Source organism: Clostridium ljungdahlii DSM 13528, from assembly GCF_000143685.1.
In the GTDB taxonomy this organism is placed as follows: domain Bacteria; phylum Bacillota; class Clostridia; order Clostridiales; family Clostridiaceae; genus Clostridium_B; species Clostridium_B ljungdahlii.
The window spans coordinates 32,201-58,752 of sequence record NC_014328.1 but is presented as its reverse complement, the minus strand read 5'-3'; the positions used below and the strand labels follow the sequence as shown (position 1 = coordinate 58,752).

At 29.0% G+C, this 26,552-nt stretch carries 25 protein-coding genes; 10 read left to right on the top strand and 15 right to left on the bottom strand.

Annotated elements, in window-relative coordinates; genetic code table 11:
- Nucleotides 1–313 precede the first annotated feature (313 nt).
- Entirely contained in the window at nucleotides 314–1,063 is a 750-nt protein-coding gene (locus tag CLJU_RS00285) for an IclR family transcriptional regulator (protein ID WP_013236766.1), read from the top strand.
- A 112-nt stretch (nucleotides 1,064–1,175) separates the two neighbouring features.
- Here the strand turns inward: CLJU_RS00285 and CLJU_RS00280 are convergent, their stop codons facing one another.
- The 10 genes from CLJU_RS00280 to CLJU_RS00235 form a co-directional block, all read right to left on the bottom strand.
- On the bottom strand, nucleotides 1,176–2,102 hold the full coding sequence (locus CLJU_RS00280) for a bifunctional helix-turn-helix transcriptional regulator/GNAT family N-acetyltransferase (protein WP_013236765.1): 927 nt from the start codon (nucleotides 2,100–2,102) through the stop codon (nucleotides 1,176–1,178).
- A 149-nt stretch (nucleotides 2,103–2,251) separates the two neighbouring features.
- Nucleotides 2,252–2,926 carry a methyltransferase family protein gene (locus CLJU_RS00275; RefSeq protein ID WP_013236764.1) on the bottom strand — a complete coding sequence of 225 codons (675 nt, stop codon included), beginning with the start codon at nucleotides 2,924–2,926 and terminating at the stop codon, nucleotides 2,252–2,254.
- Nucleotides 2,927–3,177: 251 nt separating this feature from the next.
- Entirely contained in the window at nucleotides 3,178–3,471 is a 294-nt protein-coding gene (locus tag CLJU_RS00270; protein WP_013236763.1) for a spore coat protein, read from the bottom strand.
- A gap of 15 nt (nucleotides 3,472–3,486) precedes the next feature.
- Nucleotides 3,487–3,693, bottom strand: a complete 207-nt coding sequence (locus tag CLJU_RS00265) for a YvdQ family spore coat protein (protein WP_013236762.1) — start codon at nucleotides 3,691–3,693, stop codon at nucleotides 3,487–3,489.
- A 641-nt stretch (nucleotides 3,694–4,334) separates the two neighbouring features.
- Nucleotides 4,335–5,348 (bottom strand): virulence RhuM family protein, encoded by a 1,014-nt coding sequence (locus CLJU_RS00260; protein ID WP_013236761.1) that lies wholly within the window; start codon nucleotides 5,346–5,348, stop codon nucleotides 4,335–4,337.
- A 525-nt stretch (nucleotides 5,349–5,873) separates the two neighbouring features.
- Nucleotides 5,874–6,983, bottom strand: a complete 1,110-nt coding sequence (locus tag CLJU_RS00255) for a hypothetical protein (protein WP_013236760.1) — start codon at nucleotides 6,981–6,983, stop codon at nucleotides 5,874–5,876.
- Nucleotides 6,984–7,003: 20 nt separating this feature from the next.
- Nucleotides 7,004–7,756 (bottom strand): hypothetical protein, encoded by a 753-nt coding sequence (locus tag CLJU_RS00250; protein ID WP_013236759.1) that lies wholly within the window; start codon nucleotides 7,754–7,756, stop codon nucleotides 7,004–7,006.
- A gap of 10 nt (nucleotides 7,757–7,766) precedes the next feature.
- Entirely contained in the window at nucleotides 7,767–8,321 is a 555-nt protein-coding gene (locus CLJU_RS00245; RefSeq protein ID WP_013236758.1) for a hypothetical protein, read from the bottom strand.
- A gap of 346 nt (nucleotides 8,322–8,667) precedes the next feature.
- Entirely contained in the window at nucleotides 8,668–8,973 is a 306-nt protein-coding gene (locus tag CLJU_RS00240; RefSeq protein WP_013236757.1) for a hypothetical protein, read from the bottom strand.
- A 1,271-nt stretch (nucleotides 8,974–10,244) separates the two neighbouring features.
- The gene (locus tag CLJU_RS00235; RefSeq protein ID WP_013236755.1) at nucleotides 10,245–11,660 is read right to left on the bottom strand and encodes an RNA-guided endonuclease TnpB family protein; all 1,416 of its coding nucleotides are present in this window, start codon (nucleotides 11,658–11,660) and stop codon (nucleotides 10,245–10,247) included.
- 319 nt (nucleotides 11,661–11,979) lie between these two features.
- On the opposite strand from CLJU_RS00235, the gene CLJU_RS00230 reads away from it, so the two are divergent.
- From CLJU_RS00230 to CLJU_RS22520, 6 genes are all read left to right on the top strand, one after another.
- A complete protein-coding gene (locus CLJU_RS00230; protein ID WP_013236754.1) occupies nucleotides 11,980–12,180 on the top strand; it encodes a helix-turn-helix transcriptional regulator in 201 nt (66 codons plus the stop codon).
- A gap of 119 nt (nucleotides 12,181–12,299) precedes the next feature.
- The gene (locus CLJU_RS22525) at nucleotides 12,300–12,473 is read left to right on the top strand and encodes a hypothetical protein (RefSeq protein WP_013236753.1); all 174 of its coding nucleotides are present in this window, start codon (nucleotides 12,300–12,302) and stop codon (nucleotides 12,471–12,473) included.
- A 517-nt stretch (nucleotides 12,474–12,990) separates the two neighbouring features.
- Complete coding sequence (locus tag CLJU_RS00225; RefSeq protein ID WP_013236752.1) at nucleotides 12,991–13,362, top strand: hypothetical protein; 372 nt, start codon at nucleotides 12,991–12,993, stop codon at nucleotides 13,360–13,362.
- A 15-nt stretch (nucleotides 13,363–13,377) separates the two neighbouring features.
- Complete coding sequence (locus CLJU_RS00220; RefSeq protein WP_013236751.1) at nucleotides 13,378–13,701, top strand: hypothetical protein; 324 nt, start codon at nucleotides 13,378–13,380, stop codon at nucleotides 13,699–13,701.
- A gap of 59 nt (nucleotides 13,702–13,760) precedes the next feature.
- Nucleotides 13,761–16,148, top strand: coding sequence for a hypothetical protein (locus CLJU_RS00215; RefSeq protein ID WP_013236750.1), 2,388 nt, complete (start codon nucleotides 13,761–13,763; stop codon nucleotides 16,146–16,148).
- A gap of 14 nt (nucleotides 16,149–16,162) precedes the next feature.
- A complete protein-coding gene (locus CLJU_RS22520) occupies nucleotides 16,163–16,324 on the top strand; it encodes a hypothetical protein (RefSeq protein ID WP_013236749.1) in 162 nt (53 codons plus the stop codon).
- 362 nt (nucleotides 16,325–16,686) lie between these two features.
- Here CLJU_RS22520 and CLJU_RS00210 read toward each other — a convergent pair whose 3' ends face one another.
- Nucleotides 16,687–17,523, bottom strand: a complete 837-nt coding sequence (locus tag CLJU_RS00210) for a hypothetical protein (RefSeq protein WP_013236748.1) — start codon at nucleotides 17,521–17,523, stop codon at nucleotides 16,687–16,689.
- Between the two features lie 1,047 nt (nucleotides 17,524–18,570).
- Nucleotides 18,571–22,290: a phage tail tape measure protein gene (locus tag CLJU_RS00205; protein ID WP_013236747.1), complete on the bottom strand. Its 3,720-nt coding sequence runs from the start codon at nucleotides 22,288–22,290 to the stop codon at nucleotides 18,571–18,573.
- Between the two features lie 111 nt (nucleotides 22,291–22,401).
- Between CLJU_RS00205 and CLJU_RS00200 the strand changes: the two genes are divergently transcribed.
- Both CLJU_RS00200 and CLJU_RS21190 read left to right on the top strand, forming a co-directional pair.
- On the top strand, nucleotides 22,402–23,265 hold the full coding sequence (locus tag CLJU_RS00200; protein WP_013236746.1) for a hypothetical protein: 864 nt from the start codon (nucleotides 22,402–22,404) through the stop codon (nucleotides 23,263–23,265).
- Between the two features lie 22 nt (nucleotides 23,266–23,287).
- On the top strand, nucleotides 23,288–23,833 hold the full coding sequence (locus tag CLJU_RS21190) for an Rv1352/Rv1906c domain-containing protein (RefSeq protein WP_013236745.1): 546 nt from the start codon (nucleotides 23,288–23,290) through the stop codon (nucleotides 23,831–23,833).
- 77 nt (nucleotides 23,834–23,910) lie between these two features.
- Here the strand turns inward: CLJU_RS21190 and CLJU_RS23110 are convergent, their stop codons facing one another.
- Nucleotides 23,911–24,039, bottom strand: a complete 129-nt coding sequence (locus CLJU_RS23110; RefSeq protein ID WP_023162505.1) for a hypothetical protein — start codon at nucleotides 24,037–24,039, stop codon at nucleotides 23,911–23,913.
- 84 nt (nucleotides 24,040–24,123) lie between these two features.
- Complete coding sequence (locus CLJU_RS00190; RefSeq protein ID WP_013236744.1) at nucleotides 24,124–24,489, bottom strand: hypothetical protein; 366 nt, start codon at nucleotides 24,487–24,489, stop codon at nucleotides 24,124–24,126.
- 232 nt (nucleotides 24,490–24,721) lie between these two features.
- On the opposite strand from CLJU_RS00190, the gene CLJU_RS00185 reads away from it, so the two are divergent.
- Nucleotides 24,722–25,246 carry a hypothetical protein gene (locus CLJU_RS00185; RefSeq protein WP_013236743.1) on the top strand — a complete coding sequence of 175 codons (525 nt, stop codon included), beginning with the start codon at nucleotides 24,722–24,724 and terminating at the stop codon, nucleotides 25,244–25,246.
- A 171-nt stretch (nucleotides 25,247–25,417) separates the two neighbouring features.
- Here the strand turns inward: CLJU_RS00185 and CLJU_RS00180 are convergent, their stop codons facing one another.
- Nucleotides 25,418–26,323: a terminase small subunit gene (locus CLJU_RS00180; protein ID WP_013236742.1), complete on the bottom strand. Its 906-nt coding sequence runs from the start codon at nucleotides 26,321–26,323 to the stop codon at nucleotides 25,418–25,420.
- Nucleotides 26,324–26,552 lie beyond the last annotated feature (229 nt).

Sequence of the window (26,552 nt, the reverse complement as noted above, 5' to 3'; positions counted from 1 at the left end):
AAATTTTTAGTGATGCCTTAATGACTTATGAGATTATTCCTTTTTCCATGTTTCCGTATATACAAACCTTATTTGTTTATACGAATGTTATAGTTAAATAATATCACAATTTTTTGTCATGTCAAGGTAATATTTGGACATTTTTGTAGAATTAAAAAAAATAGAGACATTTTTCTTGATATTTTAATTGAAGTGCTTTTATAGAAATATTTATTTTTATATGTGTAAATGGAGATTGAATATTACTAATAAGGCATTTATAATTGTTATTGTATAACAAAGTTTTATAAAAATTTGAATGGTGGTTGTAAATATGGCACATAAACCAACAGAAAGAGTGTTAAATATATTAAATCTTTTGTCAGTCAAGCCTAAAGGCTTAACATTAACAGAGATTTCTGAAGCAATTGATGTACCAAAAAGCACTCTTTATCCTATTATCCAGACAATGTTAGAACGTAATTTTCTTTCTCTTGAAAAAAGCTCTCTAAAATACTCAATAGGAATTTCCACTTTTTGTATCGGAGCATCCTATTCACGAAATAAAAACATGTTAGATTTTATACAAAAAATAATGAAGAACATTGTCAGTACTATCAATGAAACCTGTCAAATGGGCATTCTTGATGGGTACAATGTACTTTATATATTAAAAGAAGATCCTATAAAAGATATTGATATTCGACTTATTTCATATGTAGGGAAACGAATACCCGCTTATTGTACAGCATTAGGAAAAGCCCTATTAAGCGAATACAATATTGAAGAAATAAAAACACTTTATCCTGATGGCTTAAAACCCATTACCAAAAATACTATAACGGATTTTTCTGTTTTAGAAGAGGAATTAAAAAAGATTAGAGAAACTCATGTTGCAACAGAAGTTGAGGAAGTAACAGAATTTTTACGCTGCTACGCTGTTCCCCTGACCTCAAAAGGAAAAACAACCGCAGCTATCAGCATAAGTATTCCAACTTTCCGAGCTACTGAGGAGAAAAACAAACTGGCAATTGAATTATTATTAAAAGCAAAAGAACAAATTGATGCTGTTAATTTGAATTAAGCATTATTAGCACTAATAATGCTATTTAAATGAATTTGCTGAAACATCATATTACTTTAAAAGATTTTACGGTGTTTCAGTAAATTACTCAATTTTTAATGTTAGATTTTAATTATATATATAAATCCCAGCGTTCTTCTTTAACCAAATGATTTGTCCATGTAGTATTATCCATTGATTCGGTCAATTTAAATCCATAATTTCCATAAAGATAACGAGCTGTTTTAAGTACATCAGCAGTCCATAAAAATATATGTTTATAATTCTTGTCTTTACAAAAATTAATTGCAGTATCTAAAAGAATATGTCCTAATCCGCTATTTCTCATATTAGGTTCAACTAAAAACCATCTAAGCTGTGCTAATGAAGGATCTGTTTTGTCTGCAGCTATGGCTATTACACCTACAGGTTTATTATTTTGTTCTGCAATCCATATATTTTCTAAGTCTGAATTATACTTTCTATGAAATTCGATTAAATATTTCTCAACATAATCTCCAAATATATTAGAAAATCCAAACTCATTTTTATATAACTCTCTATGTTTTTCAATAATATATTCTATATCACTTACTCTATATGTTCTAATATTAAAAACTTCTTTACTATAAGATAGCGATTTTATAATATATCTCATTGAATTAACCAAATTTTCTTTTTCATTCTCATCTAAATGATCTGTTAGTTTAGAGATTTGATTATCAGATTTTTTTGAAAGACTTGATAGAATATTCTTGCCGTTTTCCGTTAGTTTAAGAAAATTCAAACGTCCATCACTGGAACATTTTTCTTTAATGATTAGTTCATCAGATTTAAACCGATTTAAAATTCTGCTTAAATATCCCTTATCGATATCTAATTTATCAATTAAAATATTGGCAGTACATTCTTTAGTTTTATTAATCTCAAAAAGTATACGAGCTTCCGTTAATGAATATGAGCTATCTAGTATATCTTGATTTAAAAGTCCCAATATATTTGTATAAAAGCGGCTAAAATTTCTTACTTCTGATATTATATTTAAGTTTCTATGTTTCATAAAACCACCCCAATCTAATTTATTTATACTTGTAAATATAAGTATAAATAAATTAGTTGACTTAGTCAACTAATTTTATATAATTAATCATTTTTATATCACATAATAAGAAGAATGCGTGTCCCTCATTTTTTGTTTTCGAAACCTTTTTACCAAATTAACGGAATCAAACGATAAGGAGTCTTTATACAATATTCTTTATACCCTGGAAGATCTCGTAAAAGCACTTCTTCCTCATTCTTTATCCTGAATATATTCATTGGCACAGAAAGAAGAAATGGTAGTACTGCCCAATAAGAACCAAGCGCAAGAGGAGTAAATAATAACATTAATAACATCCCTAAATACATTGGATGGCGAACTATAGAGTATGGTCCTGTTGTTATAACCTGCTGTTCTTTTTCGACCTGTATAATAGTAGAGGCATAGCTGTTTTGATTAAAAACAAAGATAATAAAAATATAACCTAATAAAACAATAATATTTGATATAATTACAATCCAAACAGGCACGCTTGACCAATGAAAGCGGAAATCAATTCCAGGAATAATATAACCAACAAAAAACAAATTAAATATGGCTGGAGTTTTTTTCGTAGTATCTTTTTCTCTATACTTCATCCGTCTTGATAAAAGTTCCGGACTTTTCTTTAAAAAATAGGCAGCAATAAAAAATGTAATTATAGAAAATCCTAACCAATAAATCCATGCTTCCCAAAACATTAACGTACCTGCCGGAAGGAATAAAACGATTCCCATCACAATCATAATAATAATAGGCACAAAATAAGCTTTTTTTCTTGATAATTTTGTATTACCTTCCACATAAATTACCTCCTAATCATATTATAAAATTACCTCTATCCGCTTGCTCTATATTTTATACTTATATCTCATAAAATATTCTATACAGATATTTATGCAGTTGTATTCCATAGCAACAAACCCTGTTGAATAACAGCTATTTATTTTCTCTAAAAAGTTTTTAAATTTAAGATGTTGGATGAAGCCTGTGGTATTCTAGACACGAAAAAATAAAGAGTCAATATAAATGACTCTTTAAGACTCTTTTTAATCTATTCAACTGTTGTTTCAGCCTTATTTACAACATCTGAAAGTTGTTCAGTAGGTGAATCATAAGGATTATTCCAACCTCTGTTTATAACCAACTCAGTAAGCGCTGAGTGACCACCAACTACTTGATTAAGACTAGATGAGTAAAGTGCTCTTAATTCTGGTGTTGTACTTGTCATTGTTGCATTCAAATAAGCATCTGCTGCACCTTTAGCAGAAGAAAGCATACTTCCTGATATAACTTCGTCATTTATATCAGTAGTATTTTTAACTATGTTGTTTAAAATACTTGCCATATAATTTTACCTCCTTTATTTTCTTGTAACATCATTTTCATTAATAAATTGCTCCAACCCTTTAATTCTACCTTCAGCTGCCAATATACCTGATTTTGCTTGCTTTTTTAATTCATCATCTTTTATAAGCGATTGCATTGCTCGTGAAACTGCTAATCCATCACTCTCAAGCTTCAATAGTCCTGTTAATGAAAGTATTTCTCCTTCAGCAAGTTTCCTCATTTTCAAACCTCCATTCTATATTTAATATATTGATTTCTCCATTAGTATGTGTAATTTATATAATACTAAACATAGAACTAAGATTTATAATTTTTTACGTGGAAATACAAATACATTTTGAACAAACTTTATTACAAAGTATCACTCTTTATTTCAACCTTATATTAAAATACTTCGTCCAAAACTTTGGAGGTGAAATTATAATTTTAGATAAAATAAAAAACACTGAAAGTCAGTGTTTGGAATGGATTATGGTGCGTCAGAGAGGAGTCGAACCCCCGGCACGCTGGTTCGATTTTTAAAATTTATAACTTTTTAGTGTTTTTTATATTGCTTTAACCTCAATGGTTTAGGTGTTATTATATATTATTTAAAAGTACTATATTTTATGTTTATTTAAAACTTTGGGGACAATATGGGGACAATTATCTATATATACAATCACTGTGATACCAATGACTTATAAAAGCATATTCATTTTTTAACTACAATTTTAAATCTATAAATTTTATCTTATAACACATAATTTTATATATTCCATCTTCCACACAGCTTATATAGTTAGTATCAAATTGCTTATAGGCATAATTCCATTTCTAATTATAAATTGCTCTTAAAATGGCTATATACGCAATATAAATCTATTGTTTATTTTTTAAATATTTTTTAACTGTTTTATCAAAGTCTGATTCGTATTCCCTATCCTGTCTTATTCTAAATTTCTTATACTCTCCTTCTGCTAATTCCTTAGCTACTTTATTAGAAATAGTTCCTAAATCATTAAGTATTTTATAATCGTTAAAACTTAAAAAAGCATCTAATTTATTCACCCAGTCTTTCATTTTCATTGGTATATGTCTTGATGCTTGAAGTTCAGCATAATCAAGATACATGGTTACCACCGTATTCAATTCAGACAATTCTTTTTTAGTTAAATAATTTTTTCCAATACTAACATCTCTTTTTAATATTTTACCTTTAGGCGCATTTTTCCATGTAGTTAATCCCATATGAGGTTTCTTTGCATCTGCTCTATCTCTAATAATTTCTGCAGCTGTATGTCCCGTAATTGCCCAATGCAACTTGTTTTGAACTGTAGCATAAAATTTTTTACTAGTCTCAGAATCTTTATCATAATCAATGCTACATTCTGAATATATATCCGTAATTTTCTGGTAAAATCTTCTTTCTGAGGCTCTTATTTCTCTAATTCGTTCTAGTAATTCATCAAAATAATCCTTACCAAAATTAGCGCCATTTTTTAATCTTTCATCATCTAATACAAAACCTTTTATAATAAATTCTCTTAATGTTTTAGTAGCCCATATTCTAAATTGTGTACCTTGTATTGATTTAACTCTATAACCTACAGATATAATAACATCAAGATTATAATAAGCTACATCATAGGTTTTACCATCAGCTGCAGTTGTTGCAAAAAATGCAACAACTGATTTTTCATTAAGTTCACCTTCTGCAAATATATTTTTTATGTGTCTAGATATAACTGATTTATCCCTATTAAAAAGTTCAGCCATTTGGTTCTGAGTTAACCAAACAGTCTCATCCGAAAATAAAACTCCTAAATTAATATTACCATCATTTGTTGTATAAAATAATATTTCACCTTCTCTAGGTTCTTTATCTTTATCCATTTATATTGTCAAACCTTTCATTCATAAATTTATAGATCATAGTACAAATAATATGACTTTTTATTATAGAATATCTTCCATAAATACCCTATATTAAATTCTTCTTATTTAATTATAATATATTTCAATAAAAATTACTTTAAAACCAGATGAAATTTCCTCTGATACTAAAGTAAACATAAATAATTCCAAAAAAAATAATAGATAGCCTTTTCCGAAACCTATCTATTATTCAAATCATGTAATCTATTAAGCAGATTAAATTCGTAATCCACCCTCTTATTACTAATATCATACCACAAGTATATAAATATTATAACGTAGATATTTTAATTTTACATATTCAACTCCTTCATACTGCTCATATAACTCATATATTCTTATTACTAAAATGCCAACTATCTAATTTTGAAATTAAATTTTAAATGTGTGTACATTTTTATTACATAAGTTTTTTGCTATATGCTTATCCCTTCTTGTTTATATTAAACTATAGATAAAAAAACAAACTTTATTTGTGCTAAATTATTTATCAAATTCTTCTATATCTTTATCAAATTCTTCTATATCTTTATCAAATTCTTCTATATCTTTATCAAATTCTTCTATATCTGCATCTATGTCTTTATCAGATACTAATTTTTTATCTAAATTAGTATCACAATGCCCTATTTCAATTTTTTCCATTTCTTCAAGTTCAGAATCAACATTTTCTTTTATCATAACACCTAGCCTTTTTATAAAATCAATTTTTAATTCTCTTGACCATTCACTAGATTTTATATTTTCTTTATATGCATCAACTAATTTAGGCAATAGAACTATAATTAAATATATTACTATAGCATCTCTTTTTTCATTTCCTTTTAACGATATAAATTGGCCTTCATACTCAGTTTGATCTAATTTATATGTACCACTTAAAGATAATTCAATCAAAAATACCTCTCCTTTGTATTGTATCTCAGGTCTAATTGATTTTAATTTATCATTATTAAAAAGGAAAGCTAATGTCCCTAATATTGCCGAAATTTTTTCACCTTTACCCCTTAACGTATTAAGTGTATCCCTAGTCTTAGCCAAATAACTCCTTATAGCCGTTATACAAATAGGTACATTATCCGATAATTGTTTTGTTTCAAAATCTATAAAGCTTTTAAACATCCAAAATAGCATATCATCATCTATTCCTAATTCCAATTTAGAAACTTCTCCCCAAACTGATTTTGAAAATAATTTTGATATTATCTGTTTCGCTCCATTAATACCTATAAAAAATACTCCATATACCTTACCATCATTTTCAAATAATATTATATCTGAATTTATAGTTCTCACTCTTTCATTTCTTGGTTTAAGTTTGCCATCTGGCAAATACCATTTATCAGTTAAGGTTACATTTTTGGGTCTATCAACAGAAGTTGCAAATGAAATATATCTTATTGTTTCACCATTAATATTTAAAGTTTTAATCTTATTAAACTCATCACCATTATCAGTCTGCTTTATTTCTATCTTAAGTGGTTCATCATCCCATTCTATATTTTCATATATTTCTTTATTATTTTCAATTTTTTCTTGTGAAGTTTCTAATTTTTCTATTTCATTAAACTCCCATATTGAAAAAGTATCCATATAATTCCTCCAATAACTAATTATTTTGTTGAAATTTTCTTATCAACCCACTTTACATCAAATTTTAAAAAAATAACTATAAACTGTATAATTCTAAAAATAAACGAATATACTTTAGAATAAGTACCATCTTTTTTTACCAAATAATATTTAGCAATTACTTGTCCACCAATTCTTGTTTCTAATGAATTCGACATAAGCTCTAAAATAATTGGAAAGCTTATTTCCTTTTGAGCACATACATCTCCCATATACTTTGATATGTTTATATCAACTATTTGATTAGACTTTTCTGTTACAACATCTTCACCTAAATCATCTTTATTCTCTATTTCATAGGAAACCCAGTTCGGCAAACATACTCTTAAAACTAAACAGTCCCTTGATTCCATAAATTTTCTCATAAATAAACTACTATATTTTGATTCTACTTTAATATATAATTTATATTTTTGATTTAAATATTCAGATTCATACATTCCGAGTGGAAGTGTTAATTCATCATCCATAAAATTATCATATGCTTGTACTAAAAAGGAATTTTTAAAGGAAATCTTATTAAATATTAATGAAACTATAGCTGATAGAATTACAGTAGTAGCAGTAACCTCTATAGCAGGAGTAATATTAGATTTACCCTTTATATTTAGTAAATTCATCATAAAAGTTACTGGCATTATATTAAAAAAACATACTAGTATAATACTATATACTGGTAATAAAATTTTTAAAATTGTAACTATTAAATTTCTAGCTTTTATTGCTTTATTCATATAAATATCCTTACTTAATTATTTTGTTTATTAATTCTACTAATTCATCAAGAATACTATCATCATCTACAGATATAACGCCATTGTTAAATATACTGACGCCTATTTTTATATTATTATTACCCTTTATCCTAAAGGATAATAACTTAACATCTATACCATCTATACGCCTCAACCAATTTAATTTACTTATTAGAAAATTCGCTAATCTTATTTTATGAGTAAACTCACTCTCTGAATTAATTTTTTGTATATTATCGTTAATAAATTGCTGCATATCTTCAGGTACTGATTCAATTATTTGTAACTTTTTTATAAAATATCGTCTTTCTATACAAGCTCTAAACATTTTTATAAATGCCCTGGAAGTAATTATTTTTTGGCCTATATTTAAATCATTTACTTTCCTAAGAATATCTACATACTGATTCTTACTATAATCATAACGTATTCCTATCAGCTTACTATTTATATTTAATATTTGTTGTTTACCAAATAATTCATTTAATACCTGCAATGTTTCTTGATATTCAAATATTTTAAACAATTTATACTGGCCATTCATAATTTTCGCCTCCTGCTTAAGCCTGAAGAATTTACTTTATTTTATTTATATTATACTACAATAGAAATGCAACTAAGCTACTTATATTTTAATTTTTACCAATACTACTTTTATTAATCATTTTGTTTATATTATTCTTTTTTCATCTGGAATGTTCCATTCATTTATATTTATTTTTTCATCCTATTATTATTATAAGTAAAAGCTTAAAAATTTTGCAATATTTCTATTACGTTTTTTATAAATCTCAAATGCTTTGCCACTTTTCGGACTTCTCTATCGACATCTCTACAATGTTACCACCTGCCTACTTGTTTTGTTGTGTCGCCAAAAAATAAGGACAAAATTAATTGTTCTCATTTTCATCCTTATTGCTTTTATAATAATTCATTAACATTTCAGCAACTTGGCGTAAACTAGGATCATTATAAATTCCAAGAGGTCTATCTAGTCCATATATATTTAACGTTGAGCCTTCATCTATTATATTATTTTCATTATAATTTATTACAAAACTACCTGTCTGATTACCAAATTTAACATCAAATATATAATCGTCCTCTTCTATTTTATTAAATTTATAACTAAATAAATCCAAGTTTTTCATTATCTTTTTGCCAGTTCCTGCACCACCAGTTAATCTTTTTGCCATATTATATCACACTCCTTTTATATAATGTTTCTACAATATAATATACTATCCTCTAATTATCGTTCGTCATTATTCTACTTATTTCTGTCTTAAAGTATCTCTAACTCCTTTATAACTTCTATATTTCATTAATCCGTTACACCTTAACTAAGCTAACTCCCCTATGTAATTTATAACCTCTTTTCTTCTCCTATAAGCGGTACTCCTAAGCATTCCATACATTTCATTAGCTATCCAGGTGACACTTTATTTAACTTGTATCTGTAAATAATAAAATCCATATATTCTTTTGACAGCGGATGAGTTACAATGACTTTTTCTAATTCAGAGGTTCCCCTGCTTAATTCTCTTATCCTAGACCTATTTTGAAATATTTTTTCCTCACATAATCCAATTCATGTTCTAAATTCTCTATTTCTCTTATAACGCCTTTTTACGCTACACCATCGTCATTATAATTACTCTGTACTTTCTCTGCAAGAAGCGGATTCATATGTATTTCTATGTTTCCTCCCTTTGAAGCTATTCCCAATTTGGTAGCCCCTTCACAATATTAAATAATGCACTTGCTTGGTCTAAAAATATCAACACATTTTACAACATTTGCCCCAACAGCATAAGCTTTTCCTTTTAAATTAATTATTCTTATAACTTCCTTCCTGTATTTAAAAATATCCATATATCCATATAATATTGTTCTTAAAATGGCTCTATACAGAATGTAAAAGGTATGTGGTGTTTTACCACCCACTTAAAAATAAGTAGAAAACTATATACAACATTATAAATAAACAAAGTATCACCTATTCTAAAGCACACATAAATAACCTCAAAAAAATAATAGATAGCCTTTCCTTGAGACCTATCTATTATTTAAATCATGTAATTAATCATATTAAATTCGTAATTTTCTATCTTATTGCTAATATCATAAACCACATAGTTAACATATAACCCTATTTTTTATATGTCCTTAAGCCTTGATTTTCCTATATTAATAATTTGTAAAATTAAAATTTTTGCAGTAACCCTGCAGTAATGTAAATATTAAACTTTCTAATAATTATATGGCCCTGTAAAATGAATACTTTAAAGTACATTATATAAAAAGTAGCTTTACTGCATTTTAATATTTTGTGGAATGTCTAGGCGGTTACACAATGCCTAGAGTTAACCCTTTCCGAGTGGTATACCTTGGATTTACATTAACACTACCAATGCCCTCAGACTTGGGACGCTAAATCGCCCCGTCATATTAACTTTAAATTATTTCAATTGATTTTGTAATACTCACTTTCCTCTTTTTTAGTTATATACTTATTACTTTTAGCAATATTCCTTGATGCATTATAATCTGCATTTACTTCTATATTGAAATTTTTACACTCTGGATTCTTACAAATAAATACTTCCTGCTTTTCTCTTTGCCCTTCTTCATAATGACCACACTTACTGCATATCTGGCTTGTATGATATGGATCAACATACTTAACCTTAATTCCAACTCTATTAGCTTTATATTCAATCATTTGCTGAAGTTGATAATAGCTCCAATTTCTTAAAACAGATTTATTTTGAGTTTCTGAAAGGCTTAAAAATTCCATATTAATTTGTTTAGCCTTGTTATCTGATGCAAACTTAACTATATTGCTGCTAATAAAATTATTGTACGTTTTAGCAAAATTCTTCTCCTTAACTTCAAATTGATTTAATGCTTTTAATTTTTTTTCCCTACCTTTGCCACCTTTTGTACTCTTCAATGCCCTCTGTAAATTTCTTCTTCTACTTTGCATTTGCGTTCTAACTTTTAAGAAATCATCTATACTACCTATTGCCCTTCTAATATAATCACTATCATTTAAAGTAACATAAGCTGGTATTTTCATACCTAAATCTACTCCAACTACTCTGCCTTCAACCTTGTCAAAACTGTTACAAACTGGTATATTTAAAGTCAGGTTAAGTATAAGACTATTTTGCTTAAATTCAATACTACTATCACACACCTTATATTTTCCTTCTATAACCTTGTCTAAAGTTTTTTGCAGTTCTAAACTATTCTGCTTTTTAACTCCAAGTACACATTTAAATACAATACTCTTCATCCATTTAATATAATACTCCTCATCTTTTATATAGAAAGTTAAATTTCTACCGCGAATATATAATGGATTACCTTTCTTGTATCTTCTTAAAGTTCTTTCACCCCTTAAAACATCTACAATATCATTTTTAAAATCTGCTGAAACCTTCTGAGTTAACCTGTCTTTAGTATCACTAGTTAAATTAAAGTTATCCGTTATAAAATCTCTTAAATTGGTTTTTTCTGATGCAGCTATAATTTCTTTGAATTTCTCCGCTACTTGTTTATTTTCAGCTTTTCTTAGCGTTTCCAATCTTTTTTTAGCAGCTTGAATAGATTTTCTAATATTTTGTTTTTTCTTATCAGTCTTAACCTCTTTAAGCTCCGTATATTTTTGATCTAAATAGCCTTGATCTTCCGCTAACTTAATTTTATGTGTTTCATCTGCTAATTTAATTTTTTCTCTTGCTACATAGTTAAAGTACAAATGATTCATCGCCATATTCAAAGCTTGATTCTGCTCTCTTAATTCATTGTGGATAAAATTATACCCATCTTCCCTATTTTCAGTTATAGTTAACTTTACTTTTCTAGCAGTTATCACCAAATTCACCTCCTTTTTAATATCACATTGTTTATAATTTAGATATATTCTATTTTTATGGATTCTTAGCATAAATAATACTATATTTATACCAATATCCTTTGCTTATTCTAACAAACTTATTCTGGTAAGTTTTTATACTTATATTTTGCAAATATAGATATACTTCAACACACCTAACCGTAATATGTAATCTCTTTTCCTATAAGCGGTGCTTCAGACCCCCCATACATTCCTTTAGAAATTGATACATGTAAACTAAAAGGTATTATATGTACAAATATAGAATACTTACATATTCTACTATGAGGTGATTCATATGGTTAAAAATAGGTTACTAGAAATAAGGTTAAAACTGGGATATAAAAAGCAAAAAGATTTTGCAGAATTTTTAGGCATAAAGCGTGTCCAATATAATAAATATGAAAATAATAAAGAGCAGCCAACACTAGAAACTCTATATAAAATTAGTTTAAAGTTAGGCATAAAGATGGAGGATATTATTTATTTGGATAAGTAGTATCCTTTATTTTTTTATAGATAAAAGTTCAAAATAAAATATTTTAGTTCAAAATAGGAAACTTTTTTGTAAACCCTGCGTATAGTATTAGTAAAGAAATCGAAAAGGAGTTGTAAAACTTGCTAAGAATAACAGTAAGTTTTAAGCAAACTAGCAGAGACTTAAAACTTTATACAACAGTAAATAGTTTAGAAGAAAAATCAGATTTTATTAAGGACGCATTAGAACATTACCTAAAGTACTTAGAAGTAACTAAAAGTAAAGAAAATGGCAGAACTGATATTAACTTTTGATTTAGGGGGAATTACTATATGGAGCATTCGGAGAGATCATCGAAGTTTATGACGGAAACTTTATAGGATGGACTACTGTAAAATTAACAGAATTTATAAACAGATATGGTAGCTATGAGCGGTGGAGAATGAAAACTAAAGAAGGAAGTGAACTTATTAGATTAGTGAATCTTGACAAGAAATATATAAAAAATAAGCCTGATTTAAATCACAGACTTACCCAAAGTCACTACTAATGCTCCAGCTTCATAGGTGTTACTTCGTAGCCACTTACAAAGCTTACACACCAGTAGTGTATGATTTTATTTTTAAAAAGTTTCCTGTTTTATTGCTTAATATGTTTGCTTTTACAGAATGTTTACAATTTACTTTACGCCTGCAGCAACTTGAACTAACTCTAATACAACATATGTTGTTGAGCAAAAAAATAAAAATCCCATAATCAAATCACTCCCTGTAATTTACTATTTAGTATTTTTACCAGGAAATCAATATCTATTCAATTGGAGGTATTTAAATGTTGAATGCATTAAAAAGAAAAGAAATATATTCCATTCCAGAATATTTACAGCAGTACCAAAGAACCAGTAAATCTAACATAAATGAAAAATATTTTAAAGTCGCATCAACCACACTGGCGTTGATACTTTATTCTGAAAAAGTTATGGCAGCCAGTGGATCTACAACTTTAGAACCTGGGTTTTGGAAATTAGTTGGAATAATTCAAAAGATAGTAGCAGGATTAGCTTTACTGTATAGTTATAGGGTATTAGCTAAAATGGCAGCTAAAGGCGAAGGAACGTGGAAAGAAGTTGGATATGGATTATTAATAGTAGGTGCTGATTATGGGCTTCCATCAGCTTTTAAATTTGTTACAGGGCTATTTTAAGGATAGGTGATAATAATGTTAAAAACAATGAGTGTAAATCAGTTTTTGGTATTGGCATCATCTGAAAATGAAGGAACTATAAAATCTATAAAAGAATTTTGTGAAACCACTGGAGATTTTTTTAAAACTATGGCAAAAGTAGCATACTATTTATTTCACCCGAAACAATTAGCCTGGATGATGTGGTCAGGATTAGTTGCACACAGTTTAGAGATATGCTTAATGCTGTGCTTAGTGTCTATTATGGCATGGCTAATAGGATGGAATAAAGGGAAAAAAATAGCTACTGGAAGTATTTTAGCTTATGGCATTATTCAAGCCATTAATGCTTCACTATAAAGATGCATAAGATTATAAAACGATAAACCTCCAATATTTTAAATAGGAGGCATATATTTATGATAAATTTCATTTCTAAGTTTTCAAAACCTAAAACAATAAAATTAAGTGAATACTTTGAAATAATCAAACCTAAATATGTAACACTTCAAATAACACCCTCGATTTCTAATAGAAACTACGATACAGAGATTATAGCCTTGACTATAGCTAATATGTACAGATTACCATATCAAAGATTACAAAGTGATATAAAAAAATCAGGTCTAAAAATTACCTATCAGCTTCCTGAAAAAGTTTCACTTATTATTAGCATAGCCGCAGATGATTGCAAGTTTTATCTAGTAGTCCCTGAGAAATATAAAAAATTATTTGTTGAAAAATGCTGTGAAGTTTGGAAGAGGTCTAAAGTAAAACAAGTAGACTATATCTTAGAACCAGAAGGTAACAAATACGAACTATTTTATTCTAAAGAGGATGCTTTAAGCCTTAAATACAATAAAAAGACTAATGAACCTCTTAGTAACATCTTAAATGTAAAAGACATTATGGAAAAAGGAGATAAGGTAGACATATTATACAACTTTATTCCAGCATCACAGGCTAGATGGAAAGGCATATATAATCAAACAATAAGAAAAGTAAAAAAGGATTTACCTGTAGATAAAGAAAAATTAAATTTAACTTTTTTATCTAAGTATATTTTAATTGGATCCATAAAGATTATTGATTGTATCTTTGATATTTTCAACAAAGTTTTAGGTGAAGAAAAAAGGTCTAAAAAGGTTCATCCAGAAGTTGCAGTAACATCTATCAGTAAATTAGATAATTTAAGCAGATTTACACATAAGAAAGAAACTACTACAGTAATTGATACTCAAATAGTAGTATGCAGCAAGAGCAATGATAAATTAAGAGAGCATAATAATGCTTTAGCAGTAGTGGGAAGCTACCAAACTTTAACTCAGGATAATTCTCTTAAATATAAAAAGCTAAAGGATAAAACTAAAATCAATATAGGCAGTTATAAATTTAGTAAAATATCTACAAATAGAATGAGCACAGCTGAGTGCAATAATTTAATTCAGGTACCAGGTAGAGATTTACTGCAAAGGCATAAGATTAGTACTAAAGTTGATGTCTTGGAAAGCCATGTACCAGAAGAATTGCAAAAAGGAAATATAGAATTAGGATCTGCCACATACAATAGTAAAAGTTTTAATACGTTCCTGCCTACGGAATATAATTCTGCTAATTTAGCTCTTATGTTATTAGCTCCTCAGGGTGCAGGAAAAACAAATTTTATCGCTAATTTATGCAGATGTGCAAATAAGGTTCATGAATCTAATATAGTTATAGATTATGTTAAAAATTGCGAACTTAGTAATGCTGTTAAAAAAGCTGTGAATCCTAAAGATGTTATTGAATTAGATTTAACTAAAGAAGAGTGCTTTCAGGCATTTGCATTTAATGAGGTGCAGTACGAGGGGGAGAATGAATTCAATAGATTTGAAACTGCTAATATGAAAGCAGAGCAGACACTAGCTTTAATTAATTCCATGAATAAAGATGGTTTACCCTTAACAGGTAACATGAGAAGGGTTTTAAATGCTGCAGCTAACATAGTTTATCTCCATAATAAAACTGGAGTAGGTGACGTTATTAGGTGCCTTGAAAAGCACACTTATAGACATGAATTAATTGACTATGTTAATAAAAATTTGAGTGAAGATGGCATTAAATATTTTGAAGATATGGTTGAGGCTCTTGAGAGCATAGACAAGGTAGAAACTGAAACTGACAGAAAGACCAAAGAGGTTATTAGAAGAGAGGTAGTTGGAACCAAACGCAATGAAATAGATGGTATATTGGACAGGGTTAGCCTATTAAAAGAGAATATATACTGCAAATACATGTTTAATATGATCCCTGAAAACAACATTGATTTTGTAAAAGCCATGGAAGAAGGGAAAACAATACTTATAGAAATGCCAGAGAGTAAGTTTAATAATACTATGGTTAAAAATGTGCTTACCACTTTCTTTACAAGTAAAGTAATGCTTGCTACTAAACTAAGAGGTGCATTACATGAAAAGCCAAGCAGATGTAATATAATTTATGATGAAATATATCAAGCTCCAACAGCTATGGAAGTAATCACGGATGTATTATCTCAATTACGTAAATTTGGCACAAAGATTATTATATCTGCTCATTATCTTGACCAGCTAACTCCAGATTTAAAAAGTGAGATTAAAGGATCTGGTGCAAGTTATATGTTATTACAAGGTTGTGATAAAAAAGTGTTTAATGAGCTAGCGGATGAAATGAAACCTTTTGAACTAGATGATCTTCTAAATTTAAAACAATACCACAGCCTAAATCTAATAAGAACCAAAGCGGGATACCAGAAATTTATAACACAACTACCTAAAGCATTGTTCTAAGGAGTGATCTAGTTATGGTAATGTATGTTATTATGTCTTTTATGGTTGGCTTTACGGGTAATAAGCTGTTTAATAAAAATAATATAGGAATACAATCATCTATAAAATGGGGATTTATTATCGGAAGCATTTTAATTATGATACATGCAATTTTAGATAAATTCGTAAAACTTTAAAAACAGTAAAAATAATAGTAACGTAAACTATGAAAAATCAGTAAATATTTAAAAAATGTCATGGCTAAAAGCGGAATTCCTCTCCTATGCTATAAAATTCCATTTATTTATATCCCGCTCCAATTTTAAAATAAACTGTCACCATTAATGATAAAAAACATATACCCTTCTCCAGTAAATGAAATTATCTAAATTAAAATACCTATCATATCATAGAATTCTAAGTAAAATAGGGAGGATTAAATTTGATTTTCCCTATTTTACTTAAATTTAACTACGAAGTTTATTTACTTGTTAGTTAGCCTTTTATATTCTCATAGATATTTCATACATATATTTCCACAGTAAAGTATTTCAAAACATTATTTATTCTGATTTGCCGCATTTCTTGCCTCATGCTCTTTTAAATCTTTAAGTTGATTTTCATACCACATTCTCCTAAACTCATCAATTTCTGCTTGGGTAGGATGTGTATTTATATTACTATTTTGATTTACTTGTACATTGCTATTTTGTGAATTTGATATTCTATCTTTAATTTGTTTCCTTTCACGTTGTTTTTCCTCTTCAGCTCTTTCCCTCTGCTGTTCTTCCTCTGTAGCTTTTTCCTTAGCTATAGCTAATTCATCCTTGTTTATAACATTATCAGCATCAGCTTTACTTAAATCAGTTAAATCTAAATCTTTATACTTGTTCTTAAGACTAATTACATTTTGAATCATGCTTTTAGCCTTACCCGTACTGCTAGATAAATTAGCCTTATAATAATCGTACAACGCTATAGAAATAACCCAATCGGCATCTATAACCTTTCCATCTTGTTTAAATACCATATTATTATGCTTATAAAATATGTCTCCATTTTGTTTTTTATAATAATAAGCATCTACTTCCACATCATGTATGCCCTTAGTATCTTTATGTTTGAATTTGTATGCTACAACATACTTATTACCCTCTACATGAGATTGTTTCAAATCATTTTTAGTAATTGAACTGCTACTTATAGATTTATCTATAAAATCTTTATTTGAAACCTTTGTCCCATCAATAGAACCCACAGTTTTAAAGTACTTTGTAAATCTTGTTTGTTCTATTAAAGCCTTTTGATAATTCTTATTTTCCTTATATTTATACCCCCCAATTCCTATAGCTATTATACATAAAACTATAACAACTATTGCTATTGTCTTTCTCATATACATCTCCCCCATTCATTTCAATTATACAACAATTCAATTAAACAACATTTCAGGTGGGTCGTGAAATGCGAGGTACCTCATCCACAAAGTAAAACTAAAACCATATAAAATCGCCTGCGCCCACTTCTGGGCATGATAAAATCATTTAGATTCAGTATTGCCGCTTTCTGCTAGTATTTAAATTAATTCTGGATTTTGAAATTAAATTATCTCCTCCGACAAATTTTCGTTATTATAATTTTTTGTAATAAATTTCTGGCACAAATTTTCTGTCGCAACTTCTTACGACACTCTTAATTACTTTAAATAATTATCAAATTTTCCTCATCTAATAACTTCGTTGCCAATTGTGGCTACAGTAATTTATTTTATAGTCCCTTTGTCTCCTCCATCTGTTTTTTATAACCAATCGGCAAAAGCATACCGGCAAAAATATTTGAAGGTCAAGAAATAAAAGTAACAACAAATAAAGGAGCTACACTTATTAATTTAATATGTACTGCAAAAATATGTGGATTAATTAGAAAAGGAAATACTGGATTGCCTAAGGTTAGATGGGATGATGTTAAGAAAAAGTTAGAATTGATATCCAATGCTTCTGGGGACTAAAATTCGACCCCAAAAGTAAAAGCAGAGATAAATTATATTTTAGATGAAATAGAAAATGCAGATGATAGAAATACAATTTATATGTCAAGCTAACTATAAAAAGTAACGCTTATATATTAGACAATATGTGAAACACATTCAACCAATATAATCCAATTTTAAAAATAAGAATATTATAAAATTTTGCATATAAAAGCTGTTTAAGGAAATTTTGTATACATCCCTAAACAGCACCCTTTTTTGAAAATTCCAAATCCAGTCATATCAACATTTTAGTAACGTTTTGGTATATACCAAAATGCCTTTTAAAAAATTAAGACGTTTGGGTATACTTTTTTGTGCCTCTAAACCCGCATAAAATGGTGAGTAGAAAAAATGGTTTTGGTATACATTTATTTTAAAATATATTTCTATTTATTGTAATAATTAATCCTCTTACCTAAATCCCATTTGAATTTTAAGAGTTCCCATTTTTTCATCGAATAAGTCTCCAAAATGCTGTTTAAGAACTTTATATACTTCCTGTGCTGTAGCTCGTGGGTCTTTAGATTCATATATATTAAAAGAAATATTAGGGCTTATCTCTGCTTTTACGTCTGAGCCACCGGCAAAATAAGGTTTTTGGCTTATAGATGCTAATTGATTATTAGGAGTTACTTTTTCACCGCCATTAAAAGAAACAAGTTCCGGTCCTTTTTCACCTACTAAATGTATACCAGGGGTAGCATTACTTGTACCTCCTGCATATCCCATATATGGGCCACCTGCCATTTCACTTCTTACGCCTGGAGTATTCCATGGGGAACCATAATCATGCTCGATTAATCGAATTGAAGCTGCCCCATTTTCTATAGGATTGAATATATCTGTCATTCCTGGCAGATGATAATCATCCATGTTTTCTTGTATTAGTTGCATAAGTCCTTCGGATGGATGCCCTTCTTGTGCGTTTATGTCGTATGTATTTATGCTCATAGGATCGCCACCGGATTCACCCATTGCTATCATTTCCAATGCTGGCAACCAACTCATTGGTGCTCCTGTTAAAGCTATAGCTGCTGTTAACCATTCAGCAACATTTCCACTTACAGCTCCACCACTACTGAATAAACTTCCTAAACCATTATGTACTAAGTTGTAAACCATGCTAATGATGCCTTTATTGTCACCTGATACAAACATAGGCTGTAATAATTGACCTATAACACTTCCTAATCCATTTTGAGTTAATGAACTTGTATCTCCTATCCATTTAGTTATAAAACTGTTTATATCATTAGCTTGCATACCATTTATAAGTCCTTGACCTAGAAAATCACCTATTCTGTACATAACCTTAGAAGGAGAAGCTATACCAAAAGTTACTTTAAATTGCTGTACTACTTTAGTTGCTAAATCATCTACGATACTAAGTAGGCTTCCTTCGCTGTCTTTTATGCCTTGGCCTAACTCTGTATCTATTTGAGTTCCGTAAGTTAAAGCTGAATTAGCTAAATTACTCATTATATTTTTATTGTCTGTAGATACTTTATTAGTTGCCGTAGTTGCTAATGGTTCTCTATCTAATACTGCTGTTGAAAAATTTTTAACTGAATTCTGACCATATACAGTTTGGTGACTTACATAATCCATAATTATAGCTTTATTTTCTGCAAGTAATTTCTTTGTAGAACTGTTAAATCCATTTTGACTAGCTGCCGCACCAGTTCCCATTTTTGAATTTGTATTACTTAGCATTGAAGCTGTTTGTTGTGCTGGAATAACTTGTGAACCTGTAGGCAAATTTACTATTTCCGGGCCTTTTTCACCTACAAGTGCTGTTCCTCCAGTTGCGTAATCTGTGCCACTTGCATATTTAGTTTTAGGAAACCAACTATATACATTATTATTATTACTAACCATATTGGTAAGTGCCTGAGTACCAGATGTTGGTTTAAATGACTGTATTTTGTTTTCACTGCCTGTTAATTTTTGTATTTGATCTGGTGACATTCCTAAACTTTGTGCCATTTTAATGTCATCAGAGCTCATTTTTATATCGGAAATTTTTCCTATATTTACTCCTGGTATTTTATCTAAAAGTGTTATTAGGCCATTAATCTTATCTATAATAGGGTTTACATATTCCATTGTAGTTTCTTTTATGTTAATCCATGTTTGTGCCCAATTTGATTTAAAATAAATAATGCCAGTTGCTAATGCTGCTACAGCAACGCCAACTAATATTACAGGACCCAAAGACATATCAGTAAGTAATAATGCCGCAGCCATTGCATCTAATCCGGCCGCAGTGCCAAGCATTAAAGCTCCTAATCCTTTATTACCTTCTTTTATATCTTTAAAACCAGTTGCAGCTGCTCCTACTGACATGGAAATTAATAAAATTGGAGCTGAGAGTTTACCAAGCACGCTTATGCTTTCTGCGAATTTTGCAACTGTCAATATGCCTTTTAATGTAAGAAACGAAAGTCCAACTTCTAAAACGGTATCTGATATTGGCCCCCAATTTTGCTTTATCCCACTTCCGATTTTTAAAGCACCATTTAAGACCCACGCTAAATTATTTTCAATAGTAGGCATATTTGTATTAACACTGTCAATAAAATTTTTCATGGATTTTCCTAAAGTAGTTTTACTTATGTCTGTTATAAATACATTATCTATTTTTGATTTTAATTTATTTAAAGAGCCTTGCAGAGTATCATTCATAGTATCAGCCATTTTTTGTGCAGCACCTTTTGAATTTTCAAGGCTTTTAGTTAATTTGTCTAACTGGTCTGGTGCTGTTCCGAAAATAGCCGCTGTACCTGGCAAAGCTTCTTTTCCAAAAATTATAGATAAAGCTGAATTCTTTTCTGGTGCAGTAGTAAGTCCATGGCTTTCAAACGCTTTATTTAAATCTCTGATTACAGTTGACATACTTTTTAACTTGCCGGTAGTAGGGTCAATAGCATTAAACCCTAATTCTTTAATTAATTCCGCTCCTTTTCCTACTGGGGAAATTAATCTTTCAATCATAATTTTTAAATCTGTGCCGGCAATCCCGCCTTTAATGCCTTTGTCTGCTAATGCTCCTATGTCTGCTGCTGTTTCTTCAATGCTATACCCAACTTCTCCGGCTATAGGTGCCACGTTTTTTAATGCTTGTGCCATATCTGGCATAGCTGCGGCAGTAGAAGCCGCGGCAGCAGCATAAGTATCGGCCACGTGTCCAGCTTGACTCATATCTAAATTAAAGTTCCTTAAAGCCGACGAAACATCTAATGTTGAGTCCTTCATTTTTATATTTCCAGCTACAGCTAAAAGTGTAGATGGTTGAATTGTGTCCATTATTTGTTTAGCATTAAGTCCATGTGATGCTAATTCATCCTCACCTTGAGAAATTTGAGCTGAACTTATCCCGTAATTATTGCTTATTTCGATAGCCTTGTTAGATAAAGCAGTTAAGTCATTATTTGTTACATCTCCCAAAGTTGCATGGACGTTTGCCATCTCTTGCTGGAATTCCGTAAAAGCACCAATAGCACCTTTTATTCCAGAAGCTACACCATATCCTATGCCTATAAATCCAAAAGCCCCTAGCATATTTCCAATTCCACCAGAAACTTTATTTACAGCACCAAGAGAATTTTTTAGTTCATCTGTTTTATCTTTAGCTTTGCTTGTATTTTCTGATACTTTATTTACGGAACTAGCTAAATCATCTGTTTTATTTATTGACTGGTTTATTTCATCATCTATTTTTTGTTGTTCTTCAGCATATTGACTTAAAGGTTTATTTAATTCTACTGTTCTGTTGTTCCATTGTTCTGTTAAATCGGAACTTTTTTCAAGTTTTGTATTATACTCATCTACATAATCATCAACTAGTTTTTCCAGCCTTTGTTGTCTTTCTGTAGATAAATTTAATTCGTTTGAGCTGCCTACAGAATTTTTTAAACTACTGCTTAAACCATCTACATTTAAGCCACTTGTGACTTTAGACAATTCAGTTATAGAGGAGCTTGCTTTCCCGATATTGCTAAACATTGATTCAACTTCTTTAGCTTTACCTACTAAATTTGTTTCAAAACTATTTAATATGTCTAGTGATTTTGAAAGACCACTTGTGTCAACATTGTATCCAATTTCATATGTTAAATCTTGTAATGACAATTTTTTACACCTCCTCTATTTACATTTTATTACAGTTAAGATTTCCCCGCCAAAGTGTGGTATTTAAGGTAAATCATGCTATAATAAAATAAAAAGTAAGGGGATAATATTATGAATAATAAGTTTTATCAAAAAGATTGGCTTATGTGGTTAATGTTCGCAATATTTATACCAGTTGGTGTTGTACTGATGTGGGTAAATAGTAGATATAAAAAGGCTGTAAGAGTAATAGTATCTTTGCTTTATTTGTTTCTTTTTTCAGTTGAATATAATGTATTGAAAGATTATAATAATGGTTTTGCTATATTTATTGGGTATGTTTTAGTATTTGTTTTGCTACCATATGTAATAGTTCATTGGAAACAACTTCATAAAAGAAATTTTTCTGATAGCAATACAAGTGGGGAACAGTTAAAATATAACTATAATAATGAATATAAAAAAACATCTAGTCAAAAATCAATAGGGATTTATATAGTTGGAGTAATATTAGTTACTGTAGGATTTCTTACAGTAAATAGTCCACATAAAAACGTGGAATCAGCTTCCCAACCAGCACAAAATACTACTAAACAAGAGGTAAAGAAAGTTGATAATGCTAATCTTCAAGCTGATCTAAGAGATAAATTAAAAGACAATGCTATACAAATAGAAGACTCTACAGATTCTACAGGATATATATTAATTAAAAATAAATGTCAAGCAGATACCAGAAGCAGAATTTCATATGAAACTTATTTAATGCTAAATGAAGCAAGGCAAAGACCAGAATATAAGAAATGTAATAAAATTGGTGTAATGATAACCGCTGATTTAACTGATAAATACGGTAACACTTCTAATGATAAAGTATATATGCAGGATTTTGATAAATCCGAATTAGATAAAGTAAACTGGGACAATATTGACGAAAATAAAATGGATGCTATTGGAGAAACTCCTTGGTACCATGAAATTATAAACTTAGATAAATAATTTAAAAGTAAATATTTTAGGAATGATTACTTCAATATGCGTATTTGTTCTAATACCGTATATAATAGCTCATTGGAAACAAGGACTTAAAAAGAACATTTCTTATGGTAATCTTAGTAAGGATGATACTAGTCGTAATGTTAAACAAACTCGTAAACAAGCATCGGCAGGATTAGCTATAATTGGAGTTATATTGTTTGCCCTTGGAATTTATACATTAAATAATTCATACAAAAATTCAAATCAAAATGTAAGCTCAAATAAATCAAATACAGTGCAAACATCTACAAGCGATATAAATTCTAGTAAGGGTGCCACTGCAACACTTGCTAAATCAGAACAGTCCAAAAAGGATGATTTTATAAAAGAAGGAATGTATAAAGTAGGAACTGATATACAACCAGGAGAATATAAAGTAAATTCACCTGGTGATGGGTATGTAGAAGTAGCCACCAATAGTAGGCACACTGTAAATGGAATAGTATCAAATGATAACTTTAGTGGTGATAAATATATATCTGTACAAAATGGACGATATTTAAAAATATCTCATGCTACACTTAAATAAACAAAATAACTTTCTACGATAAATGAGATATCATAGAAAGCTATTTTTATTAGAAATATTTTATATTATAGAAAAATTCACGCTCTCTTCTCGGCTATAACTTTTAATTCTTCACTAATATTTTTTAAACTATCACCACGTTTATTTATTGCTTCTATTAACATATCTTCACATTTTTTAGCTTCCTTTTTTGCATCATATTCCATAATACTTTTATCCTCCTAACAATATATTGAAATGCTTAATTTATATAAACATACTTTTAAATCCTTACCCGTCTATTCTTCTTTTTAGATATTAACATTTTCTATTTTACTTAATGGTATTTTTAACAATTCAGCAACTTCAGAAATTTTCTCATTATATTTATTTACCCATATTTCATCTATAAACCTATGAAATATATTGTGGTATATTTTCATCAACAAGTTGCACACTCTTCTTATATCCTTATATATCTGTACATATTTTAGCGGTGCCTTAGTCCTTCTAATTTGGTTACAACTACTTACTATAAAATTAAAAGATGTTGACATTAACTCTAAATCGGTATTATCTATTGCCTTCATAATTTTTTTACAACTTATGGATAAAATTTCACATTCTCTTACAATGTTAAATTCATATGCCTTTTCCTTATAGAGCTGATTTTTCAATGCATTACCTCCCATTAAATAATATCCTATGAGTATTACAATAAATATTCCTCTATATATTGTAATCTAGTTCAGGTTTTCTCACAGAATTAGAATTTAGGCAAAAACCCTACTTATAAAATCAGAAATAAATTGTAAAAAACTATAGACTGTATTATTCATAATTTTATATACTGTAGTTATTACAAAAATTTTTTACTTTATACATCATATATAGCAAGGAGATTTGATAGTGAATAACAAATATTTAGTAGATTTAAGGCATCTAATTGATCTAAGTAGAATTAAAGCATACATAGAAATAAGTAATTGCATAGAATTTCAACATCCTACTGATGTAATGGATAATCTAACCAGACTATTAAGTTACGCAAATAAAAATAGTATTTGTATGCCAAAACAAATAGATACCGGCATATTTAATAGCCTTATAAAAAAAGTAGAAGCAAATAGAGATTACTTACATGAATTAAATGAATATATAGAAGATTCTAGCAGAAAATTAAAAGAAGACAATGGTTGGGAAGAAAATGACATGTCAAAGGTTGGCATTCCTCGAAGTAGCTTTGGAATAACTCTCGAAGAGTTAATAGTATTTTATAAAGTATTAGAAAACCTTGAAAATTGTTATGATATTATCAAAAATGACATTGTTACATTTTGGTCTGTAGAAACTTACTTCAACAATATAAAAACTATCAAAAATATGTTAGAAAAAAGGTTAGCTCATGCAATTATTAATGTTCCAGCCTTGTAAAAATCTTCATACCTAAGTGGTACTATTTAAAATTAATTCTACAGTTTTAAACTCTATTTTTAAAATAATAAGATTGGAATCTAATTTTTAGTTTTCAATCTTATTATAACTCAAAAAATCTAGTCACTAAAATAATTAGGTACCCCCAAAAATTACGAATTCAAAACTTATTTAACCTTCTTCATAATCTTCATTCATGCCACCCTCCACAGCATATTCTATATCGTCGTCTAAATTATCTGCCTGCTTTTCCGCAATCTCCATTTTCTTTTGTTCATTTTTAAGCTTTTCTTGTGTTGGTATGTCTAATAAACCTATATGCTTTGCTAGAAAATCAAGTGCCCATTTTTTGCTTTCTAATTTTAGACTTATTCCGTCTTTTCCTTGTTTTATCTCACTTATAATTGTCCCATCAACCTCATTCGAGTTCTTAAAATTAACAAAGCTATATGTGTGCATTTCTTCCTTTCCATCTTTATTTTTAGCCTTATACTCTGCATTTCCAAAATCAGCATAATCAGTTATATCTGAAAATGCTATATCTATATATTTTTGCAGTATATCCATAGGTGAAAGCATTGCTCCTTTAAACTTATCTGCCTTTAAACGCTCTATTTCTGCTCTTATCCTATCATTACCCATCAACCTTGGTCCGTTAGATGCTGCCGACATATAATCACATCCATATGCCTTCTGGTAAGCTTTTGTAGCATTAAAACATTTTATGTAATACACACAAAATAGTTTCTGCTTATCATTTAGCTCTTTATTTTCAATATATGGAGTAGGTTCGTAATCATCTAATTCAACTTTTCCTTTCTGCACTCTTTTTTTATTCTCTGGACCCTCTTTTTTAGAACTTGACACTTTTTTGTTTTGTGTGCACTTATTTTCTACTTTTTTTGCTTCTTTGTGTGCACTCATTTTTTTAAATTTTTGTCTTTCTTTGGACCATCCATACCTTTTTACCCATGACTTTACAGTATCTATAGAAACGCCAAACTTACTTGCTATATCTTTATACTTCATGCCTTGAAGGTAATCTATCTTAACTAAATCTTTATTTACATCTACCATAGTTTCTACCTCTCTTTAAGTACGCTCCTTTACATATATTGTAATTCATATATATTTTGGGTGCAGTTTTATAATTCGTTGCACACTTTTTTAAAATTCATAGTATCAGATTGACATATAACTGCTTTTTCTTATATTAGTAATCAACTATCTTTTAATATTAAGTCTCTTATACATCTCGTTTTAGTGCAAAAAATAAGAGTATCTTTTTAGATACCCTCTACATATA

Bases quoted from the DNA above. Each gene is read 5' to 3' on its own strand.
- CLJU_RS00285 (WP_013236766.1), top strand. From the start codon at position 314: ATGGCACATAAACCAACAGAAAGAGTGTTAAATATATTAAATCTTTTG.
- CLJU_RS00280 (WP_013236765.1), bottom strand. From the start codon at position 2,102: ATGAAACATAGAAACTTAAATATAATATCAGAAGTAAGAAATTTTAGC.
- CLJU_RS00270 (WP_013236763.1), bottom strand. From the start codon at position 3,471: ATGGCAAGTATTTTAAACAACATAGTTAAAAATACTACTGATATAAAT.
- CLJU_RS00265 (WP_013236762.1), bottom strand. From the start codon at position 3,693: ATGAGGAAACTTGCTGAAGGAGAAATACTTTCATTAACAGGACTATTG.
- CLJU_RS00260 (WP_013236761.1), bottom strand. From the start codon at position 5,348: ATGGATAAAGATAAAGAACCTAGAGAAGGTGAAATATTATTTTATACA.
- CLJU_RS00255 (WP_013236760.1), bottom strand. From the start codon at position 6,983: ATGGATACTTTTTCAATATGGGAGTTTAATGAAATAGAAAAATTAGAA.
- CLJU_RS00250 (WP_013236759.1), bottom strand. From the start codon at position 7,756: ATGAATAAAGCAATAAAAGCTAGAAATTTAATAGTTACAATTTTAAAA.
- CLJU_RS00245 (WP_013236758.1), bottom strand. From the start codon at position 8,321: ATGAATGGCCAGTATAAATTGTTTAAAATATTTGAATATCAAGAAACA.
- CLJU_RS00240 (WP_013236757.1), bottom strand. From the start codon at position 8,973: ATGGCAAAAAGATTAACTGGTGGTGCAGGAACTGGCAAAAAGATAATG.
- CLJU_RS00230 (WP_013236754.1), top strand. From the start codon at position 11,980: ATGGTTAAAAATAGGTTACTAGAAATAAGGTTAAAACTGGGATATAAA.
- CLJU_RS00225 (WP_013236752.1), top strand. From the start codon at position 12,991: ATGTTGAATGCATTAAAAAGAAAAGAAATATATTCCATTCCAGAATAT.
- CLJU_RS00220 (WP_013236751.1), top strand. From the start codon at position 13,378: ATGTTAAAAACAATGAGTGTAAATCAGTTTTTGGTATTGGCATCATCT.
- CLJU_RS00215 (WP_013236750.1), top strand. From the start codon at position 13,761: ATGATAAATTTCATTTCTAAGTTTTCAAAACCTAAAACAATAAAATTA.
- CLJU_RS22520 (WP_013236749.1), top strand. From the start codon at position 16,163: ATGGTAATGTATGTTATTATGTCTTTTATGGTTGGCTTTACGGGTAAT.
- CLJU_RS00210 (WP_013236748.1), bottom strand. From the start codon at position 17,523: ATGAGAAAGACAATAGCAATAGTTGTTATAGTTTTATGTATAATAGCT.
- CLJU_RS00200 (WP_013236746.1), top strand. From the start codon at position 22,402: ATGAATAATAAGTTTTATCAAAAAGATTGGCTTATGTGGTTAATGTTC.
- CLJU_RS21190 (WP_013236745.1), top strand. From the start codon at position 23,288: ATGATTACTTCAATATGCGTATTTGTTCTAATACCGTATATAATAGCT.
- CLJU_RS23110 (WP_023162505.1), bottom strand. From the start codon at position 24,039: ATGGAATATGATGCAAAAAAGGAAGCTAAAAAATGTGAAGATATGTTA.
- CLJU_RS00180 (WP_013236742.1), bottom strand. From the start codon at position 26,323: ATGGTAGATGTAAATAAAGATTTAGTTAAGATAGATTACCTTCAAGGC.